This window comes from Pseudosulfitobacter sp. DSM 107133 (assembly GCF_022788695.1).
Lineage (GTDB): Bacteria > Pseudomonadota > Alphaproteobacteria > Rhodobacterales > Rhodobacteraceae > Pseudosulfitobacter.
Genome location: NZ_CP085154.1, coordinates 1,712,696 through 1,738,069, shown reverse-complemented (window position 1 = coordinate 1,738,069; position 25,374 = coordinate 1,712,696). Strand labels below are relative to the sequence as shown.

Sequence of the window (25,374 nt, the reverse complement as noted above, 5' to 3'; positions counted from 1 at the left end):
GTCGCTGATGCGCTGACAGGCACGGGCAGTGCAGCCTATGCCCGAAGCATCAGATCAAGGGAGACTGCCCGATGTCCCACACCGACCTGCAAGCGGTCCGCCGCCCATTGGATCAGGCCAACGGCCTGCCAAACGCCCATTACATCGACCCGGCTGTCTTTGACGAAGAACGCACCGCCGTTCTGTCCGCTGGCTGGTCCGGTCTGGCCGTGGGGGCGGATGTGCCCGAGATAGGCGATGCGGTGCCGCTGACCTTTCTGGGCATTCCCCTGCTGATCGTGCGCGACCGTGCGGCGCGGGTGCGGGTCTTCCAGAACATCTGCCGCCACCGTGGCATGATATTGGTCGATGCCGCGCGCAAGATCGAAGGCGCCATTCGCTGCCCCTATCACAGCTGGTGTTACAGCACCGACGGCAAGCTGGTCAGCACCCCCCATGTGGGCGGCCCGGGGCGCAACACACACGCAGGCATCGACCGCGCCTTGCTGGGCCTGATCGAAGTGCGCAGCCATCAGTGGATGGACGTGATCTGGATCAACCTGTCAGGCGATGCGGCGCCGTTCGAGGAGCACAACGCCGCCCTGCTGGCCCGCTGGGCCGAGTTTGACAAACCGCTGCACCACGGCGGGGCCGACAGCCGATTCCAGCTGGCGCTGAACTGCAACTGGAAGCTGGCGGTGGAAAATTACTGCGAAAGTTATCACTTGCCGTGGGTGCACCCCGGCCTGAACAGCTATTCACGGCTTGAGGATCATTACCACATCGAAGCGCCGGATCTGTTTTCGGGTCAGGGCACCTTGGTGTACCGGCAGATGACCGGCACCGATGGCCAGTCGTTCCCCGATTTCGAAGGTCTCAGCGCCAAATGGGACACCGCCGCCGAATATATCACTGCCTACCCCAACGTGCTGCTGGGCGTGCACCGCGATCATACGTTTGCAATCATTCTGGTGCCGGAAAGCACGGAAAAGACCGTCGAAAACGTGCACATCTACTATGCAGCCCCCGACACCGACCCGGCCCTGCGCGCGCGCAATACCGAACAGTGGAAACTGGTCTTCGAGGAAGACATCTTTGTTGTCGAAGGGATGCAACGCGGCCGCCATGCGCCGGATTTCGACGGCGGGCGGTTTTCGCCGGCCATGGACGGGCCGACGCATCTGTTTCACGCGTGGGTCGCCGGACGGCTGAACGCGCATCGCGCGGGGCGGATGGCCGCAGAATGAGCGATCTGAACGCGCAGCTTCTGGCAGCGCATGCAGTGGGTGACCATGCGGCGCTGGTGATGCTGTATACACAGGCCGCCGACAGCACACAGGATGTTGATGCGGCCTGTTTCTTTCTAACGCAGGCCTATGTTTTTGCCCTGGAACAGAACGCCCCGCAAATCGCAGCGTTGCGCGCACGGCTGGCCGCACAGGGGCGCGAGCCAGCAAGCGCAGTTTAGAGGCCTGCCAATACCGCGACCAAAGCAACAACCGCAGGAAGCGCCTGTACAAACAGGATTCTGAGGTTCGCCGTTGCCGCCCCGAAAATGCCCGCAATGATGACACAGCACAGAAAAAAGACGGTAAAGACCCCGCCTTGGTCACCAAGGAACAGGCCAAAGATCAAACCTGCAGCCAGAAAGCCGTTATACAAACCCTGGTTGGCCGCCAACGCCTTGGAGGCCTTTGCAAATTCCTGTGTCGTTCCGAACACCTTACGACCCGCCGGTTTGTCCCACAGAAACATTTCAAGATAGACGATGTACAGATGGATGGCGGCAACGAGACCGATAAGAAGGACTGAAAACATGATGGTTTTTCCCGATTTAGTATAAGTTGGCAATTGCTATAGGCGCGCGCAATTGCATCAGGCAAGCGGCTTTGGCTTCGAACGGTATCAAAAACCTCACGGTGCCGATGCAACATCGCGCAAATCTGACGTGCGTCACCGCCGAATGTCCATAGGCGCTGCACTGCGGCCCTTGGTCAGTGGCTGGCTGATAGCCAAAAGAACACTGGTCCCCGGGATGAATGTCAAAACCGCACAGGCCATCGCAAAGGCAAACCACAATTGAATTGTCATTCTTCTGGTCTCGTTTTCAAATTCCGGACCCGCCGCGCGTTTGGCCAGTCGGTTGCTTCGTGCCAGGCCTGCGCCACCCGCAGCAGCGCCGCATCGGCCCCGCGTTTGCCGATCAGTTGCAGCCCCGCAGGCGCGTCATCCGGCCCGCCAAAGCCCACGGGCACGTTGACCACCGGCAGCCCCAGCAGCGACGCGGGCACCACCACCTGCATCCAGCGGTGATAGGTGTCCATCTGCACGCCCGCGATCTCGCGCGGGTAATCCCAGGTGCCATCAAAGGGCCAAACCTGCGCCGATGGAAGCGCCAGAATATCATAAGTATCAAAGACTTTTGCGGCGGCCTTAAACCAGTTGCTGCGCACCACGCTGGCAGCATGAACCTGCATTGCCGTCAACGCAATGCCACGTCCGATTTCCCAGCGCGCGGTGTCTTTCAGGTGCTCCTGCCTGGCCGGATCGGCATAGAGCGGCGCCAGCCCCGCGCCCACCTGCCATGACCGCAGGGTGATCCAGCTGTCCCACATCGCTTCGGCATCGAACAGCGGGGCCTGATCGGTCACTTGCGCGCCCAGGCCCTCCATCTGCTTCAGGGCTGCCTGAGAGATATCCAGAATACCCAGCTCCATAGGCAACGCACCGCCCCAGTCGCCCAGCCAGCCGATGCGCACGCCCTGCATTCCGCCAGCGATCTGCGGCAGCGCGGGGGTCTGATCGACCCCGTGGGGCTGGCGCGGGTCGCTTCCGGCCATGGTGTCCAGCAAGGCCGCCAGATCGGAAGGATTGCGCGCCATCGGGCCGTTGGTGGCCAGTTGGTGCAGAAAACTGTCGCCTTCGGGTTCCGACGGCACCAGCCCCCAGGTGGGGCGCATGCCATAGACGTTGTTCCATCCTGCCGGATTGCGCAGCGATCCCATCATGTCCGACCCGTCGGCCACAGACATCATCCCGCAAGCCAGCGCCGCCGCCGCCCCGCCAGAGGATCCCCCCGCCGAACGTCCGTGCACATAGGGGTTGTGCGTGGGCCCGTGCACCGGATTGATGGTGTGCGACCCAAGGCCGAACTCGGGCGTGTTGGTCTTGCCAATCACAATTGCCCCCGCCGCGCGCAGGCGTGCCACCATGATATCGTCTTTGGCCGCCACCTGCCCCGCAAACAAAGGCGAGCCCATCGACGTGGGCAGCCCGGCCGCATTGGCCAGATCCTTGATGGCAATGGGCATGCCGTGCAGCCAACCGCTGCGCGGTGCGGCATCGGCGGCGCGGGCCTCGGCCATCAGCGCATCGGTGTCGCGCAACGACACGATGGCGTTTACCGCCCCGTTCACAGCGTCGATACGCGCCAAGGTTGCCTGCATCAGATCGGTTGCACTCAGGGTGCCCTTGGTCAGGGCAGCCGATTGCGCCAAAGCGCCTTGGAAAAGGATGTCATCAGTCATGGCCGCAGCTTTGCCGCAGCCTTGGGCAGGTTCAAGCGGAATGAACCCGCCTGAAGCAGATTTCTATACTTAGCCCTTTGCCTCGGACCGGCTCTTGCCGCTGACGTTCAGCGCCAGTGTCGCGCCCATCAGACCGTCCAGATCACCGTCCAGCACACCCTTGGTGTCCGAGGTCTCGTAGTTGGTGCGCAGGTCTTTGACCATTTGATAGGGTTGCAGGACGTAAGAACGGATCTGGTTGCCCCAGCCCGCATCGCCGGCGCTTTCGTGCACCTCGTTGACCAGCGCCGAACGTTTGTCCAACTCCATCTGGTACAGCCGCGATTTCAGCGCCTTCATGGCAATGTCGCGGTTCTGGTGTTGGGATTTTTCCGATGACGTCACGACGATGCCGGTAGGATGGTGGGTGATCCGCACAGCCGAGTCGGTGGTGTTGACGTGCTGGCCGCCCGCACCGGAGGACCGGTATGTGTCGATGCGGATGTCTGACGGGTTCACTTCGATCTCGATGTTGTCATCAACCACCGGATAGACCTTGACCGAGGTAAACGACGTGTGCCGCTTGGCCGCCGAGTCAAAGGGCGAGATGCGCACCAGCCGGTGTACGCCGCTTTCCGATTTCAGCCAGCCATAGGCGTTGTGTCCGGTGATCTTGTAGGTGGCAGATTTGATCCCCGCCTCTTCCCCCGCGCTTTCGGCGTTCAGTTCGACCTTGTACCCCTTTTTCTCGGCCCAGCGGACATACATGCGCGCCAGCATCGACGCCCAGTCACAGCTTTCGGTGCCGCCCGCGCCCGAGTTGATCTCGAGGAAAGTGTCATTGCTGTCGGCCTCGCCGTCCAGCAGCGCCTCAAGCTCTTTTTGCGCGGATTTGACCGCCAGCGCCTTCAGGGCAGCTTCGGCATCGCTGATAACCTCTTCGTCTTCTTCCATCTCGCCCAGTTCGATCAGCTCGATATTGTCGGCCAGATCCTGTTTGATCCCCTCATAGGTGTCGATGGCATCCACCAGCGACTGGCGGTCGCGCATCAGCTTTTGCGCGGCTTCTGGATCGTCCCACAGGTTCGGGTCTTCAACACGGGCGTTGAATTCTTCCAGCCGGAATTGCGCGGTTTCCACGCCCAGACGCTGCCCCAGCAGCTCTAACGACTTTTCGATCTCGGCAACGGTGTTCTGGGCCTCGGCGCGCATCGGCTCATATCCTTAGGATGGTGTTGAAATGGGGGTGTAAACCAGCACCGGACGGGCGGCAAGCCGTCGGGTGACGACGCGGCCAGTCCGGTGCCGGTTTTAGTACAGCCCGCCCGAGCTGAGCGTGCCAAAGTTGGCCTTTGGCCCAACGGTCGCTTTCTTGCCGGTCGAGGTGGTGACCTGACGGCCCGTGGCGCGCCCGACCTCTTCGACCAGCGGCAGGTCGCCCCCCATGGCAAAGCCGCCATCAAACATCAGGCCAAACAACGGTTCTTCGCCATCGCGGAAATATTCGGCCACGACATTCTCGCCCGAGGCGTCATCGCTGAGCCGCGCGCCGGTAAAGCGGTCGATCTTGATAAAGTGGCCCCCCGGCGGAATTGAGAAATCGCCGCCGCCGTATTTCTTGGTGGCTTCCAGCATGAACCGCTGGAACACCGGCCCGCACATGCCCCCGCCCGACGCACCGCGCCCCATGTTGCGCGGGGTGTCAAAGCCGATATAGCAGCCCGCCACGATATTGCTGGTAAAGCCCACGAACCAAACGTCCTTGCTGTCGTTGGTGGTGCCGGTCTTGCCTGCCGTGGGCACCGGCAGGTTCACCGTGCGCGCCGCCGTGCCACGTTGCACCACACCGCGCATCATCGAGGTCAGCTGGTAGGCGGTGATCGGGTCCATCACCCGTTCGCGGTTGGACGTGATGCGCGGGCCAAAGCCCGGGTCAAGGCTGGCCAGTTTGCAATCGGTACACTGGCGTTCGTCATGACGATAGACGGTCTTGCCATAGCGGTCTTGTACGCGGTCGACCAAGGTGGGTTTCACCCGCTCGCCGCCATTGGCGAACATCGCATAGGCCGACACCATCTGGTACAGCGTGGTTTCCTGCGAGCCCAGAGAGTTGGCCAGAAACTTGCCCATCTCACCCTTGTCATAGACGCCGAAACGTTCGGCATAATCCGCAACCGTGTCCATGCCGACCTCTTGGGCCAGACGGATGGTCATCAGGTTCCGCGAGCGTTCAATGCCGGTGCGCATGGGTGTCGGGCCGTAATACTGGTTCGACGCGTTCTTGGGCCGCCACATGCCCTGGGGCGTGTTGATCTCGATCGGGGCGTCGACAATGATCGTGGCAGGGGTATAGCCGCTGTCCAGCGCAGCCGCATAAACGAAGGGTTTGAACGACGAACCGGGCTGGCGCTTGGCCTGTGTGGCACGGTTGAACACCGAGTTCTGATAGCTGAACCCGCCCTGCATGGCGATCACGCGGCCGGTGTTGACGTCCATCGCGACAAATCCGCCTTGTACCGCAGGCACCTGCCGCAGGGACCACGCGCCGTCACGCTGGCGCACATGGACCACATCGCCCACTTTGAAGTTTGCGGCAAAATCGCCCTTGATCCATTTGATGTCCGAACGCGGCACTTCGCCAATACCATTGCCTTCGATGCCCAGCACCAGACTTTGGTCGCCAACCTCGCGCACGACAGCCGGATACCACTGGCCGTTCAGGTCGATATCGCGGGCCACGGGAACGGCGTTCAGCGCCTCTTCCCATGCGTCGCCGGTGGCAATTTCGGGGTCGATTTTCTTGCCGGTGCCGCGCCATGTGCTGCGGCTGCGGTCATAGTTTTCCAGCTCGATGCGCAGGGATTTGGCCGCGATCGGCTGCATTTCCTGGTCAATCGTCGCCCGCACGGTCAGACCGCCCGAGAAAAACTCGCCCTCGCCAAAGTTTTCAGACAGCTGACGGCGGATTTCATCGGTAAAGTAGTCACGGGGCGGCAGTTCGTCCTTGAAGCTTTCAAAGTCGCCGTTCTGGACCGAGCGCAATGGCTGCGCGCGTTCGGATTCGTAGACCTCTGTGGTCAGATAGCCATTGTCGTGCATCTCTTTCAGCACATAGTTGCGCCGCGCCAACAGGCGGTCCTTTCGGCGCACGGGGTGAAAGTCGGACGGCGCCTTGGGCAGTGCGGCCAGAAACGCCGCTTCATGCGGGGCCAGTTCGCCCAATGTCTTGTTGAAATAGGTCTGGCTGGCCGCCGCTACGCCATAGCTGTTCTGGCCCAGAAAGATCTCGTTCAGATACAGTTCAAGAATCTTTTCCTTGGACAGGGTCTCTTCGATGCGGCTGGCAAGGATGATTTCCTTGATTTTGCGTTCCAACTGACGGTCGCCCGACAGCAAGAAGTTCTTCATCACCTGCTGGGTGATCGTCGATGCCCCGCGCACATCGCGCCCGCGCGAGCGCACCGCGTCAATGGCGGCCGCCGCGATGCCGCGCAGGTCATAGCCGTCGTGGGTGTAGAAATTCTTGTCTTCGGCGCTGATGAACGCCTGTTTCACCAGATCGGGAATCGTATCCGCAGGGGCAAACAACCGCCGTTCCTGGGCAAATTCGTCGATAATCTGGCCCTGACCGCTGTAAATGCGGCTGATGGTGGGCGGCGTATACTGGGCCAGGCTTTCGTGGCTGGGCAGATCGCGGCCATAAATATAGAAAATCGCCCCGATGCTCAGGGCAATGGCCAACAGGCCCATGGTCAGGGCTGTAAAGATACCGCCGAAGAACGACAGGATGAATCGGAACACGCGGGCGTCCTTTATGAAATCTGCTCAGGGCGGTGTTATAGGGCACGCCCCGCATCGGGTCAAAACACGTCTGGGTGTGGAAATGGCATATTTACGCTTACGCCAAGGGCTTAGGGTCAGGACCCATTAATCCTGCGCCGTCAGCGGCAATTTCACGAAATTTCAGTGGTTTGGGTCGTGCAGCCAATCCCCTCTCGTGACATTTGCCATGCAAATGCACTGCCGGGCAGTGGTAGGTTCTATTTGCAAGCGTCCCAAGCCACTGAAATGAAGTGAAATCGCCGCCCGTCGCTCCGTAGGAGCGCTTAATAATATTGGCACGCCTTCGGCGTGACGGGTTCGACGGATTTTCCCGCAGCCCATTGCCCGGCAGGGCATTGCGCAGCAATGTCCCGAGAGGAGGCGGCGCATCTGTTTGAAATAGAACCACTATTTCTGCGCAGATGCTGCTTGTCAGCGGAAGAATCTGTCGAACTGACGGTGCAGGATTAATGGGTCCTGACCCTATGGCGAGGTCAAAGATCTATTGGCGCACCAGCGGGCGCTGTGACAGATCGCTGGCGCGCCACGCGAGAATGCCATCGGCGATTGCCGAGGCCATCACCGCGCGCCAGACCGGATCACGCAGGTTGGCAAGATCGCGCTTCGAGCTGAGAAAACCGATCTCGATCAGCAACGACGGAACATCGGCGCTGGTCAGCACCGAAAAGCCCGCCTGCCGCGAGGGGTGCGAATTCATCGGCCCGCCGGAGGCCTTCATCGCTGCAATCAAGGCTGCGGCGGCCTGTTCAGAGCGCGGTGCGGTTTCCTGACGCGCCAGATCCAGCAACACGCCGGTTACCTGATCGTCAGACCCGCTCAGGTCGGCACCGGCCAGAATATCGGCGCGGTTGTGCTGGGCGGCCAGTTGCGCGGTGGCCGCATCACTGGCGTCATCGGCCAGCGTATATACGGTGGCGCCACTGGCCCCGCCCTCGCTCAATGCATCTGCGTGCAGCGAGATGAACAGATCGGCACCCGCTGCATGGGCCATATCAACCCGCCCCGGCAGCGACACGAAACGATCATCGGTGCGCGTCAGCACAACCTCGGCCTGCCCGCTGCGCCGCAGGGCCTCGGCCAGGGCTTGCGCAACTTTCAGCATCAGGTCTTTTTCTTTGACCCCGTCGCGTACCGCTCCGGGATCAACGCCACCATGACCGGGATCAATCACCACGACAAAGCTGTCGTCTGATTTGGGTTCCGGCGGGATCTGCGCGGCCTGCGTCGCCCATTCGGCGTCCAGAGGAGCGCCTGCCCCCGCGGCAAAGGCTTCGGGTTTGGCAGCGACCAGATCAACCTCAAGCGTGGCCGCGCCGGTACTGTCGTTCACTTTCATACCGATATTCGAAGGCAACAAAGGTTCGGCCAGATCCAGCACCAGCCGCGACCAGCCCGGACGGAAAGGGCCAAAGCGCACTGCGGTGACCTTGCCCGCTTTGGGCAGCAGGGAATCGGCGGAAACTCCGGCCCAGTCCGCCTCGCGGAAATCAATCACCAGACGTTTGGGCCCGTCCAGATGGAACACGCGGAACGGCACGCCCTGGCTCAGGCCGATAACCAGCTTGGTCTTGCCCAGCCAGCCATCGGAAATACGGCTGCGTGCCGGGTCGACACGGGCCAGACCGGTCAGCTCTTGCGCCCCGGCGCGCGGCGCACCCGCCAGCACCAGCGCACAAATCAGCAGGATCACATATCGCATATTGCCTGTCTCTACCGCCCGTTTCTTATTTCACGAAACAATATCGCAGCCGCCACGCCGGCACCAGAGTTTACCGCGCGTCCATGAACGCCTTGAGCCGCGCCAGCCCTTCAGCAATGTCCGCCGCGCTGCGCGCATAGGAAAAGCGCAGCGTATGGCGACCGCGCAGCGGGTCGAAATCCAGCCCCGGGGTCACGGCAACCCCTGCCCGTTCCAGAATTTCGGCGGCAAAGGCACGGCTGTCATCCGTCAGCTCGGACACATCCGCATAGACATAGAACGCCCCGTCGGGTGGTGCTATTTTGGTAAAGCCTGCCGCTGGCAACCCTTCCAGCATCAGCGCGCGGTTGGTACGGTAGACATCCAGATTGGCCTGCAATTCGTCCTCGCAATCCATTGCGGCAAGTGCCGCGACCTGTGCGGCGTGGGGCGCGCAGATGAACATGTTTTGCGCCAGCCGTTCGACCACGCGCACATGATCCTCGGGCACCACCATCCAGCCGACGCGCCAGCCGGTCATCGAAAAGTATTTCGAGAAAGAGTTGATGACATAGGCCTCGTTCGTCAGCTCAAGCGCGGTCACGGCCTTGGCCTCGTATTCGATGCCGTGATAGATTTCGTCACTGATAAACGACGCGCCCTTGGCATGGGTGGCGTCGATCAGCGCGCCCATGGCGGCATGGTCCAGCATCGTGCCCGTCGGATTGGCAGGCGAGGCCACCATCAGCCCCGCAATATCCATATCGGCAAAATCCGCCGGCACCGGCTGATAGCGATTCTCGGGCGCTGCGGGCAGATCGACCGCTTGCAAATCCAGCGCCCGCAGGATCTGGCGATAGCTGGGATAGCCCGGTGCGCCAATCGCCACACGATCACCGGTGTCAAACAGCGCCGTGAAGGCCAGAATAAACCCGCCCGACGAGCCCGAGGTGACCACCACCCGCGACGGGTCCAGATCGACGTTGTACCATTCGCCATACATCTGCGCGATACGCGCACGCAGCGCGGGCAGCCCCAGCGCCACGGTATAGCCCAAAGGCCCCTCGTTCATCGCACGCGCCAGTGCATCGGTGGCCCCGCGCGGCGCGCCGGTGCCGGGCTGGCCCACCTCCATATGAATGATGTGACGACCTGAATCTTCGGCGGCGCGTGCGGCCTCCATGACGTCCATCACGATAAAGGGATCGACGGCGCTGCGTCTTGAGGTTTTCATCATTTGTCTCCTATGCTGCGCGAATGTCGGCTTTGCATGTGTTTCATAGGGGTTTGCCCCTGTCGTCAATGGGGGCAATTGTCCTGTCGCTGGCTATGCTGCTGGCGCAGCCCGCGCGTGCCATCGAGCTGCTGCGCGATGCGGATGTGGAATACGGGCTGACGCAACTGGCCGCCCCCGTGCTGCGCGCGGCGGGGTTAAGCCCCGCGCAGGTCAAGATCCTGGTGGTCAATGATGGCGGGCTGAACGCTTTTGTGGTCAGCAACGACGTTATTTTTCTCAATCACGGGCTGATCAACCGCGCCACCTCTGCCGACATGCTACAGGCCGTTCTGGCCCATGAAGCCGCCCATATCGCCAACGGACATATCACCCGCCGGATGACCAATATGGGCAACGCGCGCACCCTGGCCGGACTGGGCCTTGCACTGGCTGCTGTCGCGGCGGCGTCGGGCAACAGTCAGGCCGCTACCGGGCTGGCCATCGGCACCCAATCGGCAGCGCAGCGGGCCTTCCTGAAACACACACGGGCCGAAGAAGCCTCGGCCGACCAGTCCGGTGTGCGCTTCCTGCGTGCTGCCGGAGCGGACCCGCGCGGGTTTCTGGAAGTGATGCAGCTGTTTCGCGGTCAGGATGCGCTGGCCGAAAGACGTCAGGACCCCTATGTGCGCTCGCACCCGCTGTCGCGCGACAGGTTGCGCGCGATGGAAGCCTATGTGGCGGCCTATGGCACTGCGGTCGTCCCCAACCCGACATCGGCCTATTGGTTTGCCCGCGTCAAAGGCAAGATCAGCGCCCACACCCGCGCGCCCAAATGGACGCTGAAACGCATTGGCGACAGTGGCTATAAAGACGTGGGATTTTTGCGCGAGGCTGTCGCGGAATCGCGCCAGTCACGCACCAAACAGGCGCTGCGCGCCATCGACAAGGCCATCGCCGTGCGCCCCAGCGATCCGTTTTTCCACGCAGCCAAAGGCGACATTCTGATGGATGCCCGCCAGTTTCAAGGCGCGGTGGCGGCCTATGGCCGTGCGGTTAAACTGGCGCCACGCGATGCGCTGGTGCTGGCGGGTTATGGCCGCGCCCTGCTGGCCACCGGCAATATCGCGTCGGCCCGCACAACACTGGAACAGGCGCGCACGATTGATTTTCGTGACGGCACAATGCTGCGTGATCTGTCTGTGGCCTATGCAAAATCGGGCCAGAACGGCATGGCTGCACTGGTCACCGCGGAACGATATGCCCTGTCGGGCCGGATGGAAGACGCCGGAATTCACGCCAAACGCGCCAGCGGTCTGCTGGCCACGGGATCGGGGCCTTGGCAACGGGCACAGGATGTGTTGATTGCCAGTGAACGCGCCGAAAAACGCAAAAAACGGAGATAATCCATGACGATCCACCGCCTTCTTGCCGCCGCTGCGGCCACTGTCACGTTTGCCATGCCGGCGGCTGCCTTTGATGTCTCGGCCATGACAGAGACAGAACGTCAGGCCTTTGGCGAGGAAGTGCGCGCCTATCTGCTGGAGAACCCGCAGGTGATCATGGAAGCGGTCAACCTTCTGGAACAACAACAGGCCGCAGCACAGGAACAAGCCGACCTGTCCATGGTGTCGGACAATGCCGCTGCGATCTTTGACGACGGCTATTCCTTTGTCGGCGGCAACCCCGATGGCGACATCACGCTGGTGGAATTCCTGGATTACAAATGCGGTTACTGCAAACGCGCCCATGGCGAAGTGGCCAAGCTTCTGGAAACCGACGGCAACATCCGCCTGATCGTCAAGGAATTCCCGATTCTGGGCGAGCAGTCGCTGTTGGCGTCGCGCTTTGCCATCTCGACGCTGATGGTCGAAGGCCCGGACGCCTATCACGCGCTGAACGATGCGCTGATGACCATGAACGGCGATCTGAGTGTGCCGGTCATGAGCCGTTTGGCGAATACGCTGGGCTTTGATGCGGACAAGATTGTTGCGGGTATGGACGCCGACGAAGTGACAACGCGCATTGCTGACACCCGCGCGCTGGCACAGCGGTTGCAGATCACCGGCACGCCAACCTTCGTGATGCACGACGAGATGCTGCGCGGCTATCTGCCCTATGACCAGATGATGCAGATGGTCGACGAAAAACGCGGGTAACGGTCTGAATTGACACAAGGTTCGGGGGCGCTGCCCAGGTTTTCTTGAAAGGCGGGGGCGCTGCCCAGGTTTTCATAAAAGGCGGGGGCGCTGCCCCCGCGCCTTTGGCGCTCCCCCGGGATATTTCAGGCCAAAAGAAGCGGGGTTATTCGGCAGCTTTGCCTGAAATCGCCTCTTGGGCGGCCAGTTCTTCGGCCTTTTTCTCGACCTGTTCAACGATGTGTTCGATCATGTCCGCGTTGGATTGCTTGTGGGACTGCTTGCCCGCCAGATAGACCATCCCTGCCCCGTTGCCGCCGCCGGTAAAGCCCACATCGGTCATCAGCGCCTCGCCGGGGCCATTGACCACGCAGCCGATGATGCTGAGGCTCATCGGGATTTTGATGTGGGACAGGCGGTCTTCGAGCGTTTCGACGGTCTTGATCACGTCAAAGCCCTGACGCGCGCAGCTGGGGCAGCTGATGATGTTGACGCCGCGGTGGCGCAGGCCCAGTGATTTCAGGATTTCATAGCCAACCTTGACCTCTTCGACCGGATCGGCGGACAGGCTGACGCGGATCGTGTCGCCAATGCCCATCCACAACAGGTTGCCCATGCCGATGGCCGATTTGATCGTGCCGGATGTCAGCCCGCCTGCCTCGGTGATGCCAAGGTGGATGGGGGCATCGGTGGCCTCGGCCAGTTTCTGATAGGCGGCGGCGGCCATGAACACGTCAGAGGCTTTGCAGCTGATCTTGAACTCGTGAAAATCGTTGTCTTGCAGGATCTTGATGTGATCCAGACCGGATTCGACCATCGCGTCGGGGGTCGGCTCGCCGTATTTGTCCAGCAGGTGCTTTTCCAGACTGCCCGCGTTCACGCCGATGCGGATCGAACAGTTGTTGTCACGCGCGGCGCGGATGACTTCCTTGACCCGCGCCTCGGAGCCGATGTTGCCCGGATTGATGCGCAGGCAGGCGGCACCGGCCTCGGCGGCCTCGATGCCGCGTTTGTAGTGGAAATGGATGTCAGCCACGATCGGCACCGGGGAGCTGGCGCAAATCTCCTTCATCGCCCGCGCGCTGTCTTCGTCGGGGACAGAGACCCGCACAATGTCGGCCCCCGCCTCGGCCGCGGCTTCGATCTGGGCCAGCGTGCCGGCCACATCGGTGGTCAGCGTGTTGGTCATGGTTTGCACGGTGATCGGCGCACCGCCCCCTACGGGCACGTTGCCCACCATGATCTGACGGCTTTCACGGCGGTAGATATTGCGCCACGGACGGATGTGATTGAGCGACATGTCGCGCCTCTTTCGGCTTTCGGTTCAACGACAGACCTAAGCGCTGGGTGCGATCTGCGCAACCGTCAGGCGCAAGCTGATCCTGCGTCTGCGATCATTTGTCTGGAGGAGATCAGTCGGGAATGACTGTGGCCGCAGCGGTTGACGTGGCTTCGGCATAGCGCACAAGGCCCGAGTCGGTGGACACATCGACAGGCAGATAGGTTTCCTGCAGGCCGGCAATTTCCAGCGGCAGGTTCGACGTGACCGCCCCATTGGGCCCGACGGGGCCATAGAACTTGCCGTTCATGGCGAAATAGATCGCGCCGCTTTCACCAGTGCGCAGCACGGGCGGTTCTTCGGTCGCCGGTGCGGTCCATGTGTCGCCGGGCTGCATCACGGTTTCGTAGATCACGGTGCCATCGGCCCCGCGCACACGCACCCAGGACGGGCGCACGGCAACCATTTGCAACACGGGCGCTTCATTCTCGACCACCTGCGGCACCGCCGGTTTTTCGGGCTTCAGCGGTTCGGCACCGGCCAGCACCGGCGAGTCGGCGTCCGGCGTTTGGGCAAAGTTGCCAACCGAGCGCGGATCAATGGTGGCGATCGGCGCATCGCGGGCCACCAGCACCGGAACATCCAGCGCCTGCGGGCGGTACAGCCGGTCCAGCGCTTCGATGCGCGGTGTGTCCAGTGTTGAAGGCGAGGTTTCACCCGCACCGTCCAGGCTGGGCTGCTGAACCGAGGCCCCCTGCAACGGATCAAGGTCCGACAACACCACCGGTGTCTGATCGACCGGCGAAACCTGCACGCGCTGCACTTCTTGCAACACCGAATAACCGCCAAAGCCGATGGCGCTGATCAGCGCGATCAGAACCAGCGAAGAGCCGATGGCCCCCGGTTCGATCCGGCTGAAGAAACCGTCCCCCGTGGGCACAAAGGGTGTGCTGGGGGCCGAAAAGATATCCTTGTTGCCACGATCCCGCGACAGGCGGTCTTCGCGGCTGGATTTTTTGATAACAGAGGCTTCGGCAGACATGCCGTGGGCCACGGAAAACCCGCTTTCGGCGCAAAAGGCTGCAAAAGCGCGGTCAGGGTCCATGTCAAGGTAACGCGCATAAGAGCGCACATAGCCTGCAATAAATCCGGGGGTGTCGAATGCACCGGGGTCGGTGTTTTCAATCGCGGCAATATAGTTGGCTTTGATCCGCAGTTCGCGCTGCACATCCAACAGGGATTTGCCCAGCGTCGCGCGCTCGCCGCGCATGACATCGCCGAGACGCAATTCAAAATCGTCAAAACCCTTGGGCTCTGCGTTCTGTTCAATGATCTTGGGAGTTTTCCGCCCGATCATACCTCTGCCCCGTGCTAACCGTTTCTTGGAACCAATGCGTCTTCCCCGATTCGACGCAGGTCTGTTGTTAAACACAGCTTAACACATGGCAAACTGAAATTCACCTATACGTGATGGCTACGCAGACAATTCGGCGCGATTCAGCGCACAATGTGACCACAGACCGTCCATCGCCTTGACCAATGCATCCATTTCGCGCGGGCCATGAACCGGCGACGGGGTAAAGCGCAAACGCTCGGTGCCACGGGGCACGGTGGGATAGTTGATCGGCTGCACATAGATGCCGTGATCTTCCAGCAGCATATCGCTGAGCAGTTTGGTATGCACCGGATTGCCAACCATCACCGGCACGATATGGCTGCCATGGTCAATGATCGGCAGGCCCATGCCCTTGAGGCGCAGCTTGAGGATGCGTGCCTGCAACTGATGCGCCTCGCGCAATTCGGTTGCGGTTTTCAGGAAAGCGACCGAAGCCGCCGCCCCTGCGGCCACAGCCGGGGGCAACGAGGTGGTAAAGATAAAGCCCGGCGCATAAGAGCGGATCGCATCGCACATGCGTGCGCTGGCCGCGATATAGCCGCCCATGACGCCATAGGCCTTGGCCAGGGTGCCATTGATAATGTCCAGACGGTCCATCAAACGGTCGCGTTCGGCCACACCGCCACCGCGCGGCCCGTACATGCCCACGGCATGCACTTCGTCGATATATGTCAGCGCGCCGAATTCATCGGCCAGATCGCAGATCGCTTCGATGGGGCCGAAATCGCCGTCCATCGAATAGATCGATTCAAAGGCAATCAGCTTGGGCGCGGCAGGGTCGTCCGCGGCCAGCAGTTCGCGCAGGTGGGCGACATCGTTGTGACGGAAGATACGCTTGGCCCCGCCGTTGCGACGCACGCCCTCGATCATGCTGGCATGGTTCAGCGCGTCCGAATAGATAATCAGCCCAGGAAACAGCTTGGGCAATGTGCTAAGCGTCGCATCGTTGGCGATATAGGCAGATGTGAACAGCAGCGCCTGTTCCTTGCCGTGCAGATCGGCCAGCTCGGCCTCAAGCCGTTTGTGATAGACCGTGGTGCCGGAAATATTGCGTGTCCCGCCCGACCCTGCACCGGTGGCGTCAATCGCCTCGTGCATTGCGGCCAGAACAACAGGGTGCTGGCCCATGCCCAGATAATCATTGCCACACCATACGGTGATGTCCTGTTCGCTGCCATCGGGGCGGGTGCGCACCGCATGCGGAAACTGGCCATTGCGCCGTTCGATGTCGATAAAGGTGCGATAGCGGCCTTCTTCGTGCAGTCTGTTCAGTGCGGCATCCAGTTGCGCGCCATAGTCCTTGGTGTGATCCACGAAAGGAAACTCCTGGTCGTTGGGGCGTCGATACGCTTGGCAATTATGCCCCATAAGTCGGGTATTTGGAACGATTATAGGTTCGCGCATCCAGTTTCAATGCATATGCCCTGCGCACGATGTCGCAGCTTTGATCCAGATCAAGGCGCGTGCAGCGCCTGCGCAGCCTGAAAGGTAAGGTTTACCTGACTGTCCACCACCACACAAAACGCGCATCATATGTTTATGAAACTGGCAATTTTCCTGATTTTAATGCCGGTTCGGGTCATTTTTCTGCCCAACAAAAGGGGCGCGGTGCGCCATCGCAAACCGCGCCCCGATTGCTATGGAATATTATTTTTCAATGTCTGTTTCTAATGACTGTTTCTTGTGAAAGTTGATAAAAGGACGCATCCCTTCCATGGTCGGCCACCCTGCCCCCCCCGAGGCTGGCAAGGATGGCCCTGCCGCCCCTAGACACCGTCACGCGGACTGATACGGTCACGGCAAATCCCGCATTTAGCAAGGAACCGCCATGTCTCTCGACGCCACGCTCGCCCATATCGACGCAAACCTGTCCCAGGCAACCGACCGCTTGCTGGAACTGCTGCGCATCCCCTCGATCTCGACCGACCCCGCATTTGCCGACGATTGCGACACCGCCGCCGACTGGCTGGTGGCTGATCTGCAAAGCATCGGTGTCAACGCCACCAAACGCGCCACGCCCGGTCACCCGATGGTTGTGGGCCATGTGGACGGCGGCACAGACGGCAACGGGCCGCACCTGCTGTTTTACGGTCACTACGACGTGCAACCCGTCGACCCGCTGGACCTGTGGGACCGTGACCCCTTTGATCCTCAGGTCGAAGACACCCCAAAGGGCCGCATCATTCGCGGGCGCGGTGCTTCGGATGACAAGGGCCAGTTGATGACATTTGTCGAGGCCTGCCGCGCATGGAAGGCCGTAAACGGCACGCTGCCCTGCCGCATCACCTTTTTCTTCGAGGGTGAAGAAGAATCGGGATCGCCCAGCCTTGTGCCCTTCATGAAACAGAACGCCGACGAACTGTCGGCCGATTTCGCGCTGATCTGCGACACCGGCCTGTTCGAAAGCAAGACGCCGGGCATTGTTACCATGTTGCGCGGCCTGATGGGCGACGAGTTGACCATCACCGGCCCCAGCAAGGATTTGCATTCAGGCATGTACGGCGGCGTATCAATCAACCCGATCCGCGTGCTCAGCCAGATTCTGGCCGGTTTGCACGACGATCAGGGCCGCATCACCGTGCCCGGTTTCTATGACAACGTGCCCGAACTGTCCGACGAATTGCGCCAGCAATGGCAGGGCCTGTCTTTTGACCATGCGGCATTCCTGGGCGATGTGGGTCTGTCGGTGCCCGCCGGTGAACAGGACTGCACGCCCCTCGAGATGATCTGGTCGCGCCCCACCTGCGAGGTCAACGGCATCTGGGGCGGCTACACCGGCGCAGGCTTCAAGACTGTCCTGCCCGCACAGGCCCATGCCAAGATTTCCTTCCGGCTGGTGGGCGACCAGGACCCCGATGCGATCCGCGACGCTTTCCGCAAAATGGTCGAAGACGCCCTGCCCGCCGACTGCACGGTCAAGTTCAAGGGCCACAGCGGTGGCCGCGCATCTGTTACCGAAACCGACGATCCGGCATTTGAAGCCGCGCGTCAGGCGCTCAGCGACGAATGGAACGTGCCCGCTGCCTATATCGGCTGTGGCGGCTCGATCCCCATTGCGGGGCACTTCCAGAACATCGTCGACACCACCCCCATGCTGATCGGCTTTGGCAAGGATGATGACCAGATCCATTCGCCCAACGAAAAATACGACATGGAAAGCTTTCACAAGGGCATGCGCAGCTGGGTCCGCATCCTCGACGCTCTTACCAAATAACCCAAGCCCGCCCCTTCATCTTGCCGGGTAAACTCCGGGGGTTTGGGGGCTGGCCCCCAATTATCTAACGTTTGGGGGCCAGCCCCCAATTATCTGACGTTTGGGGGCTGGCCCCCAAGTATCTGACGTTTGGGGGCTGGTCCCAACCAGGTCGCGTTCGCCTGCCAGGCGGGCGTTTCTTCCCGATCAATATCTATCAAAAACCGCCCGCAAGTCACTGGAATCCATTCCAAAAATCAGCCCGGAACCGCTTAGAAAATACCGTTGAACCGCTCGGGCAATACATACTGCCCCTTGTAGTTCGGCCGGTCGAATTCATAAAACCCGGTGTCGCCGCGCGCCTTGAAACTGCGGTGCATCTTGCGGCGCACGGCGCGCAGGTCGAACCCCTCCTGCATCGGCAGTTCGGCAAAGCCTTCAAACACCGCGCGGTCTTCGCCGCGTTCCGTAGCGAACCAGTGCCGCCCGATGCTGGCCTGCTTAAAGCTCACACCAACCTCGGCACTGACCGCATTCCGGCGGTCCATTGCGCCGCTGTAAGCATCAAAATCGCAGAACTTCAGGTGCATCAAATACAGCTCGTCCGGGGTGTGCAGCTTGGAATACTGCGCAAAATGCCCGCCCCGCGACAGTTTTGCCGGGGTCGAGACGATAGACGGCTTGGAATAATGCGGTGCGACACGCACATGCCGGCGCGGGCCCAGAATCATGTCGTTTGCCGGCTGGTCCTCGATGTCGATACGGTGGATCACTTCCAGCCCGACAGGGGTGTAAACACGGTCGGTGTCCGCCTTTTCCAGCCATTGCAGCAGGTTCACACCGGCCTGAGGGTCGACCACCACCAGTTCGTCCACATCGCCCACGATCACATGCTTGTAATAGCGGCGCAGGCCGCCAAACAGGTTGTTCAGCAGGCTCCAGCGTTTGACGTCAAAGTTTTTGTGCGGATCACCCGGAATGCCGATGATGTTGCAGCCCTTGGCCAGCTCTGCCACCTCTTCGCCGTAACCGTGGTTGATAACATAGCAATTCTGCCGCCCGAACATTTCGCCGTAATGGCGCAGCCAGGCTTTGAGGAAGAACGCATCGTCGCGCACCATTGTTACCACAGCCACTGTCTGCATCACGTCACCTTGCTCTTATTTTCTGCTCTCGACCCGCCCTCGTTGCAGGGGCGGTGCTTTGTCTCGCACCGTAACGGCTTCGCTGTTACAAGAGAATCGCTAATTGCGAATAAATCCCGTGATCGAGGAACTGACCGCTGATACCTGCCAAATTTGCCACATTCGGCCTGCACGTCCAGCGCGCGCCCGACACCACCATCACCCGCTTTCAAGTGCTGGGAGAGCGGTCTTCGGGCACCAATTTTGTAAAACGTCTGCTTGGGCGCAATACAACGCTGAAACCGACCGAGGCGCTGGGGTGGAAACACGGCTTTCCCCATGCCGCCGCCATCCCCCCCGATCTGGCGCTGATCGCCTGTGTGCGCAGTGCAGATGCCTGGGCGCTGTCGATGCACAAGAAGCCCTGGCACACCACGCCTGCGCTTCAGAGTCTGGAGTTCGGTGAATTCATCCGCGCCGAGTGGGACACCATTGTGGACCGCCCGCGCTATTTCGAAAAAACCGCGCCGCTGGATACTGTCGGCCAACCGCTGCAACACGACCGCGACCCGCTGACCGGTGAGCGTTTTGCCAATCTGTTCGCCTTGCGCCGCGCCAAGCTGAGCGGATTGCTCAGCTATCTGCAACGCGATTGCACGGTGATCCTGCTGCGTATGGAAGATGCGCAGGCCGAACCTGAAATGACGCTGGACGCCCTGCGCGCCGGTCTGGGCCTGCCCCCGCGCGAGACGCAATTCCTGCCTGTTGTCAAACGGTTGGGATCCAAATTTAAACCATCGGTCGAAACCCGCCCCGCGACACCCAAGAAAATGGGGGCCTTCGGGATGAAGTTCATGCGCAGGCATCTGGATTTGGCACAGGAAGCGGCTTTGGGCTACACATACGACTAGACGCAGTCGCCGCATCCGCGTCACAGCTCCTGTCTCCTGAAACACAAAAGACCCGCCATTTCTGGCGGGTCTTTGTTTACGCAGCAGTGGCGCGGTTGACGGGGCTCGAACCCGCGACCCCCGGCGTGACAGGCCGGTACTCTAACCAACTGAGCTACAACCGCCCGCTGCGTGTGGGGGTATTATGGCCCACAGCCGGAAGCGTCAAGCGGGGTTTTTCGGTTTCTGCCATTTATTTTAAAAAAATGTCACGAGCGCCGGTTTGCTCCGTAATACTACGGATACGAGCCGCCCCGGATTACGCTGGTGCCGGGATAAATTCCGCATCATCCCCCGGCGGAAGCTGGAAACGCCCGTGCGCCCAATCCCCGGCGCGCCACGCTTCCTTGGCGGCGTCGATCTTGTCCTTGGACGAAGCCACGAAATTCCACCAGATGTGGCGCGGCCCGTCCATTGTGGCACCGCCCAACAGCATCACGCGTGCGCCCTCACTTCCAGCTTTGGCGCTGATCCGGTCGCCGGGGCGAAACACCAGCATCTGACCGGCCTCGAACACCTGTCCCGCGACCGACACCGAACCTGTCAGCACGTACAACCCGCGATCCTCGTGGTTGTCCGGCATCGGAATCGACGCCCCCGCCTCAAGCAACGCATCGGCATAGAAAGTTTCGGAGAATGTTTTGACGGGTGCCGTCTCGCCATAGGCCGTGCCCAGAATCAAGCGCACCTGCTTCCCCTCACCCTCCAGCAGGGGCAGATCCCCTTTGGCCGCGTGTTCAAAGCTTGCCCCCGCTTCTTCATCCTTTTCGGGCAGGGCCACCCATGTTTGCAGCCCCAGCAGGCTGTGCGGGGTTGCGCGCACATCACCGTCGGTGCGTTCCGAATGGGTGATTCCATGGCCCGCGACCATCCAGTTGACCGCGCCGGGTTCAATCCATTGGTCGGTGCCCAGACTGTCACGGTGGTGAATCTTGCCTTTGTACAGGTAGGTGACCGTCGCCAGCCCGATGTGCGGATGGGGGCGCACGTCAATGCCGTTGCCGGTCAGAAATTCGACCGGTCCCATCTGGTCGAAAAAGATGAACGGCCCCACCATCTGCCGCTTGGGCGCTGGCAGGGCGCGGCGCACCTCGAATCCGCCCAGGTCGCGCGCACGGGGTACGATAACGGTTTCGATGGCATCAACGGCATCCCCGATGGGAATTTCGGGATCAAGTGCGGGGTTCCAGCTCATGGCGTCATTCCTTTCAGGTTGTGGCTGGTACCAGAATGCACCCGCATCAATTTGCACACAACTTACAAGTTTATCAACTTTATGTTCAAAAATGCACAACCTTACAGACGTGTCGCGCCAGAGTCGTCTGGAACAGGCCGACATTGAAGCCTTATCCAAGAACAGATAGGCCATTTGGAACGGAGCGTTTCCCGCAGCAAGGATATCTACCGCCGTATCACCTGACAAAGGTGCCACCGCCAGCCCACAGGACACCGGATGCTTATCCAAATCAAAGTCGCGATGCAGTACCGGTTCATGCAGCCCAACACCGTCTTGCTGGCCCTGGAGGCCGCGCATTACGACGGGCAGCAGATCGTGAACGCCCATATCAACATCAATGACACCGAGGTCAGCCGCTTTGCCGGGGATGCCGACGTGGGACAGCGCATCATCGCCCGCGCGCGCAGCCATGACATGAACCTGACCTATAGCGCGCAGGTTGACGTCACCCGAAGCAGCCGGCCTCTGCACCTGCTGCAAGCCGCACCGCTGCATCTTGTTCCGGGGGCGGTCATCCCCTATCTGCGCGCGTCGCGGTATTGCCAGTCTGACAAGTTCACCCACTTTGTCGACAGCCGCTTTGGTGATCTGGCCGGAGGCCAGAAAATCGCCGCGATCCGCGACTGGATCGAGGGCGAACTGACCTATGTCCCCGGCAGCTCAGACGCTGACACCAGCGTTCTGGAAACCTTTGCAGGGCGCGTCGGCGTGTGTCGCGATTACGCGCACCTGATGTGCACAATGGCCCGCGCGGCGCAAATTCCTGCCCGCATGGTGGCCGCCTATAGCCCCGACATCACGCCCCCCGATTTTCACGCGCTGGCCGAAGTCTGGCTGGAAGGCGCCTGGCATCTGGTCGACGCCACGGGCATGTGCAGCCCCGAAAGCACCGCCGTCATCGCCGTGGGCCGCGACGCCTATGACATCGCATTCATGGAATCACAGGTGCCCGCCGAGATGCTGTATCAGTCGGTGTCGGTAGTGCGGGGGTGAGGGTTCGGCTCGAACTCCCGACCCAGCGTGCCACGCAATGGCGCGCGTCGGTCGGGCCGCCAGTCGCACGAAACCTGTATTCCAAACGAAACGGGGAGGAATGGTGGGTCGTGAGAGGCTCGAACTCCCGACATCTTCGGTGTAAACGAAGCGCTCTACCAACTGAGCTAACGACCCGCCGTGCCGCTCTCTAGCGCAATTTGCGCGCGGCGTTCAAGACCTTATGACAGTCTTTTTTGCTGTCTTTTGCTCAGGTGGTAAATCACCCCCTGCCCGCCTTCAAGCTGGTCGAAACTTTCCCAGGGCTGATCCAGCAGGTGACAGCGCAGAATCCGGCTGGTGATGCCGTGCGTGACAACCACCGCGGGGCCGTTCAGACCCTCCAGAAACGCGCGGGTTCGGGCTGCGACCGAAGCCAGCCCTTCGCCGCCGGGGGCATGGTCGTACCAGCCCAGCGTCTCGTCCAGTTCAAACAGGTGCGGCGCCTGTGCGCGGATCGCGTCAAAGCTCAGGCCGGTCCAGTCGCCGGTGGTGATCTCGGCCAGTCGCGCATCGGCGGTGATCCCGGCCCCCCCCAGATTGGCCAGTTGCGCCGTGTCCCAGGCCCGCCCCTGCGGTGAGGCGAACCAGCGATAGCCCGCACAACCAAAGGCCGCCAGGAGCGCCCCCTGATGTGCCGCCTGTGCGCGGCCCTTGGCCGTCAGCGGGCTGTCCAGCGCGCCCTGCATACGGCCCGCAAGGTTCCATTCGGTTTCGCCGTGGCGCAGGATCAAAAGATCGGGATAGTGGCTCATATCCGTTTTGCTAAGGCCCGGTGCGATCAGACTCAAGACCGCAACGATGCGATTGGGCAGGCGATCCGCCCAAAAAACAGGCAGATGCCACGCGAGAGCGGGCAAAATGTGCATATGCCCTCGCCCTCGGCGCAGTATCGGATAGCCATGGGCCATGGATCACGCGGTGAAAATTCTGGTTGTCGAGGCCGACCCCAAACGTGCCGAGGACATTATGGATGCCCTCAGGTCCGGCGGTTGGGGCGATGTAACGGTGGTGGCAGATGCTGCGCGCATCACCGAAACGGTTGCGCAGATCAACCCGGACATCGTGCTGATCGACATTGCCAGCCCCGACCGCGACGCGCTGGAGCAGTTGAGCATCGCCAGCGATGCCCGCGCCCGCCCCGTCGCCATGTTTGTCGACCAGACCGACGAAGACCTGACCCACGCGGCCATCAGCGCGGGGCTGAGCGCCTATGTGGTGGACGGGTTGCAAAAGAACCGGATCAAGCCGGTGCTGCAAACCGCCATCGCGCGGTTCAACATGATGAGCAAGATGCAGTCCGAGCTGAGCGCGGCCAAACGTGCGCTGGTGGATCGCAAGACCATCGACCGCGCCAAGGGGCTGTTGATGCAGGCGCGTGGCATTCCCGAAGACGCGGCCTATGCGCTGCTGCGCAAGACCGCGATGGATCAGGGCCGCAAGGTGATCGACGTGGCACAGGCGCTGGTCACCTCGGCGGATCTGTTGCGATGAAGGTGCGGGACGTGAATTGCGGGTATCTGCCGCTGGTCGACAGTGCGCCGCTGATTATCGCCCAAGAGCTGAAGTTTGCCGCCGAAGAAGGCCTGCGGCTTAATCTGATCGAACAGCCGTCCTGGTCGGCGCTGCGCGACATGTTGGCGCTGCGCCATCTGGATGCGGCGCATATGCTGTCACCGATGCCGGTCAGCATGACGCTGGGACTGGGCGGGCTGCCTGCGCGCATTGATGCGCTGATGGTGCTGTCGGTCAACGGCACCGTCATCGGCGCCTCGCAGAGCATTGCCAACCGGATGCGCGCCGCTGGCTGGGCCGATGATTTCGCCAACCCCGCCCTTGCCGCCAACGCCCTGTTTGCCGCCGCCAACGGGCCGCTGCGCATTGGCGTGCCGTTTCCGTTTTCGATGCACCGGCTGCTGCTGAACCACTGGCTGCGCAGCCACCCCGGATTTACCGACGACAGCATCCAGATTATCTCGGTGCCGCCGCCCCGCATGGCCGAGGCGTTGCAGAACAACGAACTGGATCTGTTCTGTGTGGGCGAGCCGTGGGGCTCGGTCGCGGTGCAGCGCGGCGGCGCAACGCTGGTCTTGCCCGGCTCTGCGATCTGGCAGTTTGCGCCGGAAAAGGTGTTGGGGGTGCGTCATGACTTTACTTGGACCCACGCCGAAACCTGCCACGCCCTGCTGCGCGCGGTGCATCATGCCACCCGCTGGCTGGACAAGGCAGACAACAAACCATTGGCGATCGAGATCCTGACCCGCAGCCAGCACCTGAACCTGCCCGAACAGGTGATCGAACCGGCCATCACCGGCAGAATCGTCACCGCATCGGGGCGCGTGCCGGTCGAAACGCCCAATTTCCTGCTGTTTCACAAACAGGCCGCCAATTTCCCGTGGCGCTCGCAGGCGGCGTGGATTGCAGCGCAAATTGCCGACCTGCACGGCGTTGCCCCCGGCCCCGCGATGGACGCCGCCCGCAGCAGTTTTCGCAGTGATATGTACCGCACCGCGCTGGGGCCGATTGGTGTCGACCTGCCCGGTGCTTCCGAGAAACTGGAAGGCGCGATGTCCCATGAAACTGCCGTCTCTTCGACCCGAGGACATATGATTTTGGGACCGGATGCATTTTTCGATGGTCAAATCTTTGACTCGCCCCCCGAAAAACCGCTCAATTCTTAGGCATCCGCTGCGCCGCAGCAATTTTTACCCCCCAAACCGCCATTCTGTTTTGACCGCACACCGAAGCAACCCTTAGCCTGTAATCACGGGCATCGAAGCCCCCTCGGTCGTCAATGGCGATGACC

The 25,374-nt window shown here is 61.3% G+C and carries 22 protein-coding genes and 2 tRNA genes; 10 read left to right on the top strand and 14 right to left on the bottom strand.

What is annotated here, in order from left to right; translation table 11 throughout:
* Positions 1–71 precede the first annotated feature (71 nt).
* Together DSM107133_RS08525 and DSM107133_RS08520 are read left to right on the top strand one after the other, a co-directional pair.
* Positions 72–1,226, top strand: coding sequence for an aromatic ring-hydroxylating dioxygenase subunit alpha (locus tag DSM107133_RS08525; protein ID WP_114295689.1), 1,155 nt, complete (start codon positions 72–74; stop codon positions 1,224–1,226).
* On the top strand, positions 1,223–1,447 hold the full coding sequence (locus DSM107133_RS08520; RefSeq protein WP_114295690.1) for a hypothetical protein: 225 nt from the start codon (positions 1,223–1,225) through the stop codon (positions 1,445–1,447). Before DSM107133_RS08525 ends, DSM107133_RS08520 begins: the two co-directional genes overlap by 4 nt.
* Here DSM107133_RS08520 and DSM107133_RS08515 read toward each other — a convergent pair.
* The 6 genes from DSM107133_RS08515 to DSM107133_RS08490 form a co-directional block, all read right to left on the bottom strand.
* Entirely contained in the window at positions 1,444–1,797 is a 354-nt protein-coding gene (locus tag DSM107133_RS08515; protein ID WP_114295691.1) for a DUF1304 domain-containing protein, read from the bottom strand. The two genes, DSM107133_RS08520 and DSM107133_RS08515, sit on opposite strands and share 4 nt — an antisense overlap.
* Positions 1,798–2,066: 269 nt before the next feature.
* On the bottom strand, positions 2,067–3,506 hold the full coding sequence (locus DSM107133_RS08510; protein ID WP_114295693.1) for an amidase: 1,440 nt from the start codon (positions 3,504–3,506) through the stop codon (positions 2,067–2,069).
* 69 nt (positions 3,507–3,575) lie between these two features.
* Positions 3,576–4,697 (bottom strand): peptide chain release factor 2, encoded by a 1,122-nt coding sequence (gene prfB, locus DSM107133_RS08505; RefSeq protein ID WP_114295694.1) that lies wholly within the window; start codon positions 4,695–4,697, stop codon positions 3,576–3,578.
* 99 nt (positions 4,698–4,796) lie between these two features.
* On the bottom strand, positions 4,797–7,286 hold the full coding sequence (locus DSM107133_RS08500) for a penicillin-binding protein 1A (protein WP_114295695.1): 2,490 nt from the start codon (positions 7,284–7,286) through the stop codon (positions 4,797–4,799).
* 523 nt (positions 7,287–7,809) lie between these two features.
* The gene (locus DSM107133_RS08495) at positions 7,810–9,027 is read right to left on the bottom strand and encodes an N-acetylmuramoyl-L-alanine amidase (protein WP_114295696.1); all 1,218 of its coding nucleotides are present in this window, start codon (positions 9,025–9,027) and stop codon (positions 7,810–7,812) included.
* Positions 9,028–9,097: 70 nt separating this feature from the next.
* Positions 9,098–10,240, bottom strand: a complete 1,143-nt coding sequence (locus DSM107133_RS08490) for an aminotransferase class I/II-fold pyridoxal phosphate-dependent enzyme (RefSeq protein ID WP_114295697.1) — start codon at positions 10,238–10,240, stop codon at positions 9,098–9,100.
* Positions 10,241–10,308: 68 nt separating this feature from the next.
* Here DSM107133_RS08490 and DSM107133_RS08485 point away from each other — a divergent pair, with 68 nt between their 5' ends.
* The gene (locus tag DSM107133_RS08485) at positions 10,309–11,625 is read left to right on the top strand and encodes a M48 family metalloprotease (protein ID WP_240310709.1); all 1,317 of its coding nucleotides are present in this window, start codon (positions 10,309–10,311) and stop codon (positions 11,623–11,625) included.
* A gap of 3 nt (positions 11,626–11,628) precedes the next feature.
* The gene (locus tag DSM107133_RS08480; protein WP_114295699.1) at positions 11,629–12,378 is read left to right on the top strand and encodes a DsbA family protein; all 750 of its coding nucleotides are present in this window, start codon (positions 11,629–11,631) and stop codon (positions 12,376–12,378) included.
* A 145-nt stretch (positions 12,379–12,523) separates the two neighbouring features.
* Here DSM107133_RS08480 and ispG read toward each other — a convergent pair whose 3' ends face one another.
* The 3 genes from ispG to hemA form a co-directional block, all read right to left on the bottom strand.
* Positions 12,524–13,657, bottom strand: coding sequence for a flavodoxin-dependent (E)-4-hydroxy-3-methylbut-2-enyl-diphosphate synthase (gene ispG / locus DSM107133_RS08475; protein ID WP_114295700.1), 1,134 nt, complete (start codon positions 13,655–13,657; stop codon positions 12,524–12,526).
* 112 nt (positions 13,658–13,769) lie between these two features.
* Positions 13,770–14,993: a RodZ domain-containing protein gene (locus DSM107133_RS08470; protein WP_114295701.1), complete on the bottom strand. Its 1,224-nt coding sequence runs from the start codon at positions 14,991–14,993 to the stop codon at positions 13,770–13,772.
* Positions 14,994–15,110: 117 nt separating this feature from the next.
* Positions 15,111–16,346, bottom strand: a complete 1,236-nt coding sequence (gene hemA / locus DSM107133_RS08465) for a 5-aminolevulinate synthase (protein WP_114295702.1) — start codon at positions 16,344–16,346, stop codon at positions 15,111–15,113.
* Positions 16,347–16,495: 149 nt separating this feature from the next.
* On the opposite strand from hemA, the gene DSM107133_RS08460 reads away from it, so the two are divergent.
* Positions 16,496–16,726, top strand: a complete 231-nt coding sequence (locus DSM107133_RS08460) for a hypothetical protein (protein ID WP_162792176.1) — start codon at positions 16,496–16,498, stop codon at positions 16,724–16,726.
* A gap of 134 nt (positions 16,727–16,860) precedes the next feature.
* The gene (locus DSM107133_RS08455; RefSeq protein WP_114295703.1) at positions 16,861–18,246 is read left to right on the top strand and encodes a M20/M25/M40 family metallo-hydrolase; all 1,386 of its coding nucleotides are present in this window, start codon (positions 16,861–16,863) and stop codon (positions 18,244–18,246) included.
* A gap of 251 nt (positions 18,247–18,497) precedes the next feature.
* Here the strand turns inward: DSM107133_RS08455 and DSM107133_RS08450 are convergent, their stop codons facing one another.
* The gene (locus tag DSM107133_RS08450) at positions 18,498–19,370 is read right to left on the bottom strand and encodes a glycosyltransferase family 2 protein (protein WP_114295704.1); all 873 of its coding nucleotides are present in this window, start codon (positions 19,368–19,370) and stop codon (positions 18,498–18,500) included.
* Between the two features lie 212 nt (positions 19,371–19,582).
* On the opposite strand from DSM107133_RS08450, the gene DSM107133_RS08445 reads away from it, so the two are divergent.
* Entirely contained in the window at positions 19,583–20,260 is a 678-nt protein-coding gene (locus DSM107133_RS08445; protein WP_240310710.1) for a hypothetical protein, read from the top strand.
* A gap of 87 nt (positions 20,261–20,347) precedes the next feature.
* Here the strand turns inward: DSM107133_RS08445 and DSM107133_RS08440 are convergent.
* Positions 20,348–20,424 (bottom strand) — tRNA-Asp (locus DSM107133_RS08440).
* Positions 20,425–20,558: 134 nt separating this feature from the next.
* A complete protein-coding gene (locus DSM107133_RS08435; protein ID WP_114295706.1) occupies positions 20,559–21,494 on the bottom strand; it encodes a pirin family protein in 936 nt (311 codons plus the stop codon).
* A 258-nt stretch (positions 21,495–21,752) separates the two neighbouring features.
* On the opposite strand from DSM107133_RS08435, the gene DSM107133_RS08430 reads away from it, so the two are divergent.
* Positions 21,753–22,529 carry a transglutaminase family protein gene (locus tag DSM107133_RS08430; RefSeq protein WP_114295707.1) on the top strand — a complete coding sequence of 259 codons (777 nt, stop codon included), beginning with the start codon at positions 21,753–21,755 and terminating at the stop codon, positions 22,527–22,529.
* 101 nt (positions 22,530–22,630) lie between these two features.
* Here the strand turns inward: DSM107133_RS08430 and DSM107133_RS08425 are convergent.
* Positions 22,631–22,706, bottom strand: a tRNA-Val gene (locus DSM107133_RS08425).
* A 44-nt stretch (positions 22,707–22,750) separates the two neighbouring features.
* Entirely contained in the window at positions 22,751–23,323 is a 573-nt protein-coding gene (locus DSM107133_RS08420; RefSeq protein ID WP_114295756.1) for a histidine phosphatase family protein, read from the bottom strand.
* 154 nt (positions 23,324–23,477) lie between these two features.
* Here DSM107133_RS08420 and DSM107133_RS08415 point away from each other — a divergent pair, with 154 nt between their 5' ends.
* Both DSM107133_RS08415 and DSM107133_RS08410 read left to right on the top strand, forming a co-directional pair.
* Positions 23,478–24,062, top strand: a complete 585-nt coding sequence (locus tag DSM107133_RS08415) for an ANTAR domain-containing protein (RefSeq protein WP_114295708.1) — start codon at positions 23,478–23,480, stop codon at positions 24,060–24,062.
* Positions 24,059–25,249: a CmpA/NrtA family ABC transporter substrate-binding protein gene (locus DSM107133_RS08410; protein WP_114295709.1), complete on the top strand. Its 1,191-nt coding sequence runs from the start codon at positions 24,059–24,061 to the stop codon at positions 25,247–25,249. The genes DSM107133_RS08415 and DSM107133_RS08410 overlap by 4 nt, the downstream gene beginning before the upstream one ends.
* The last annotated feature ends 125 nt before the right edge of the window (positions 25,250–25,374 follow it).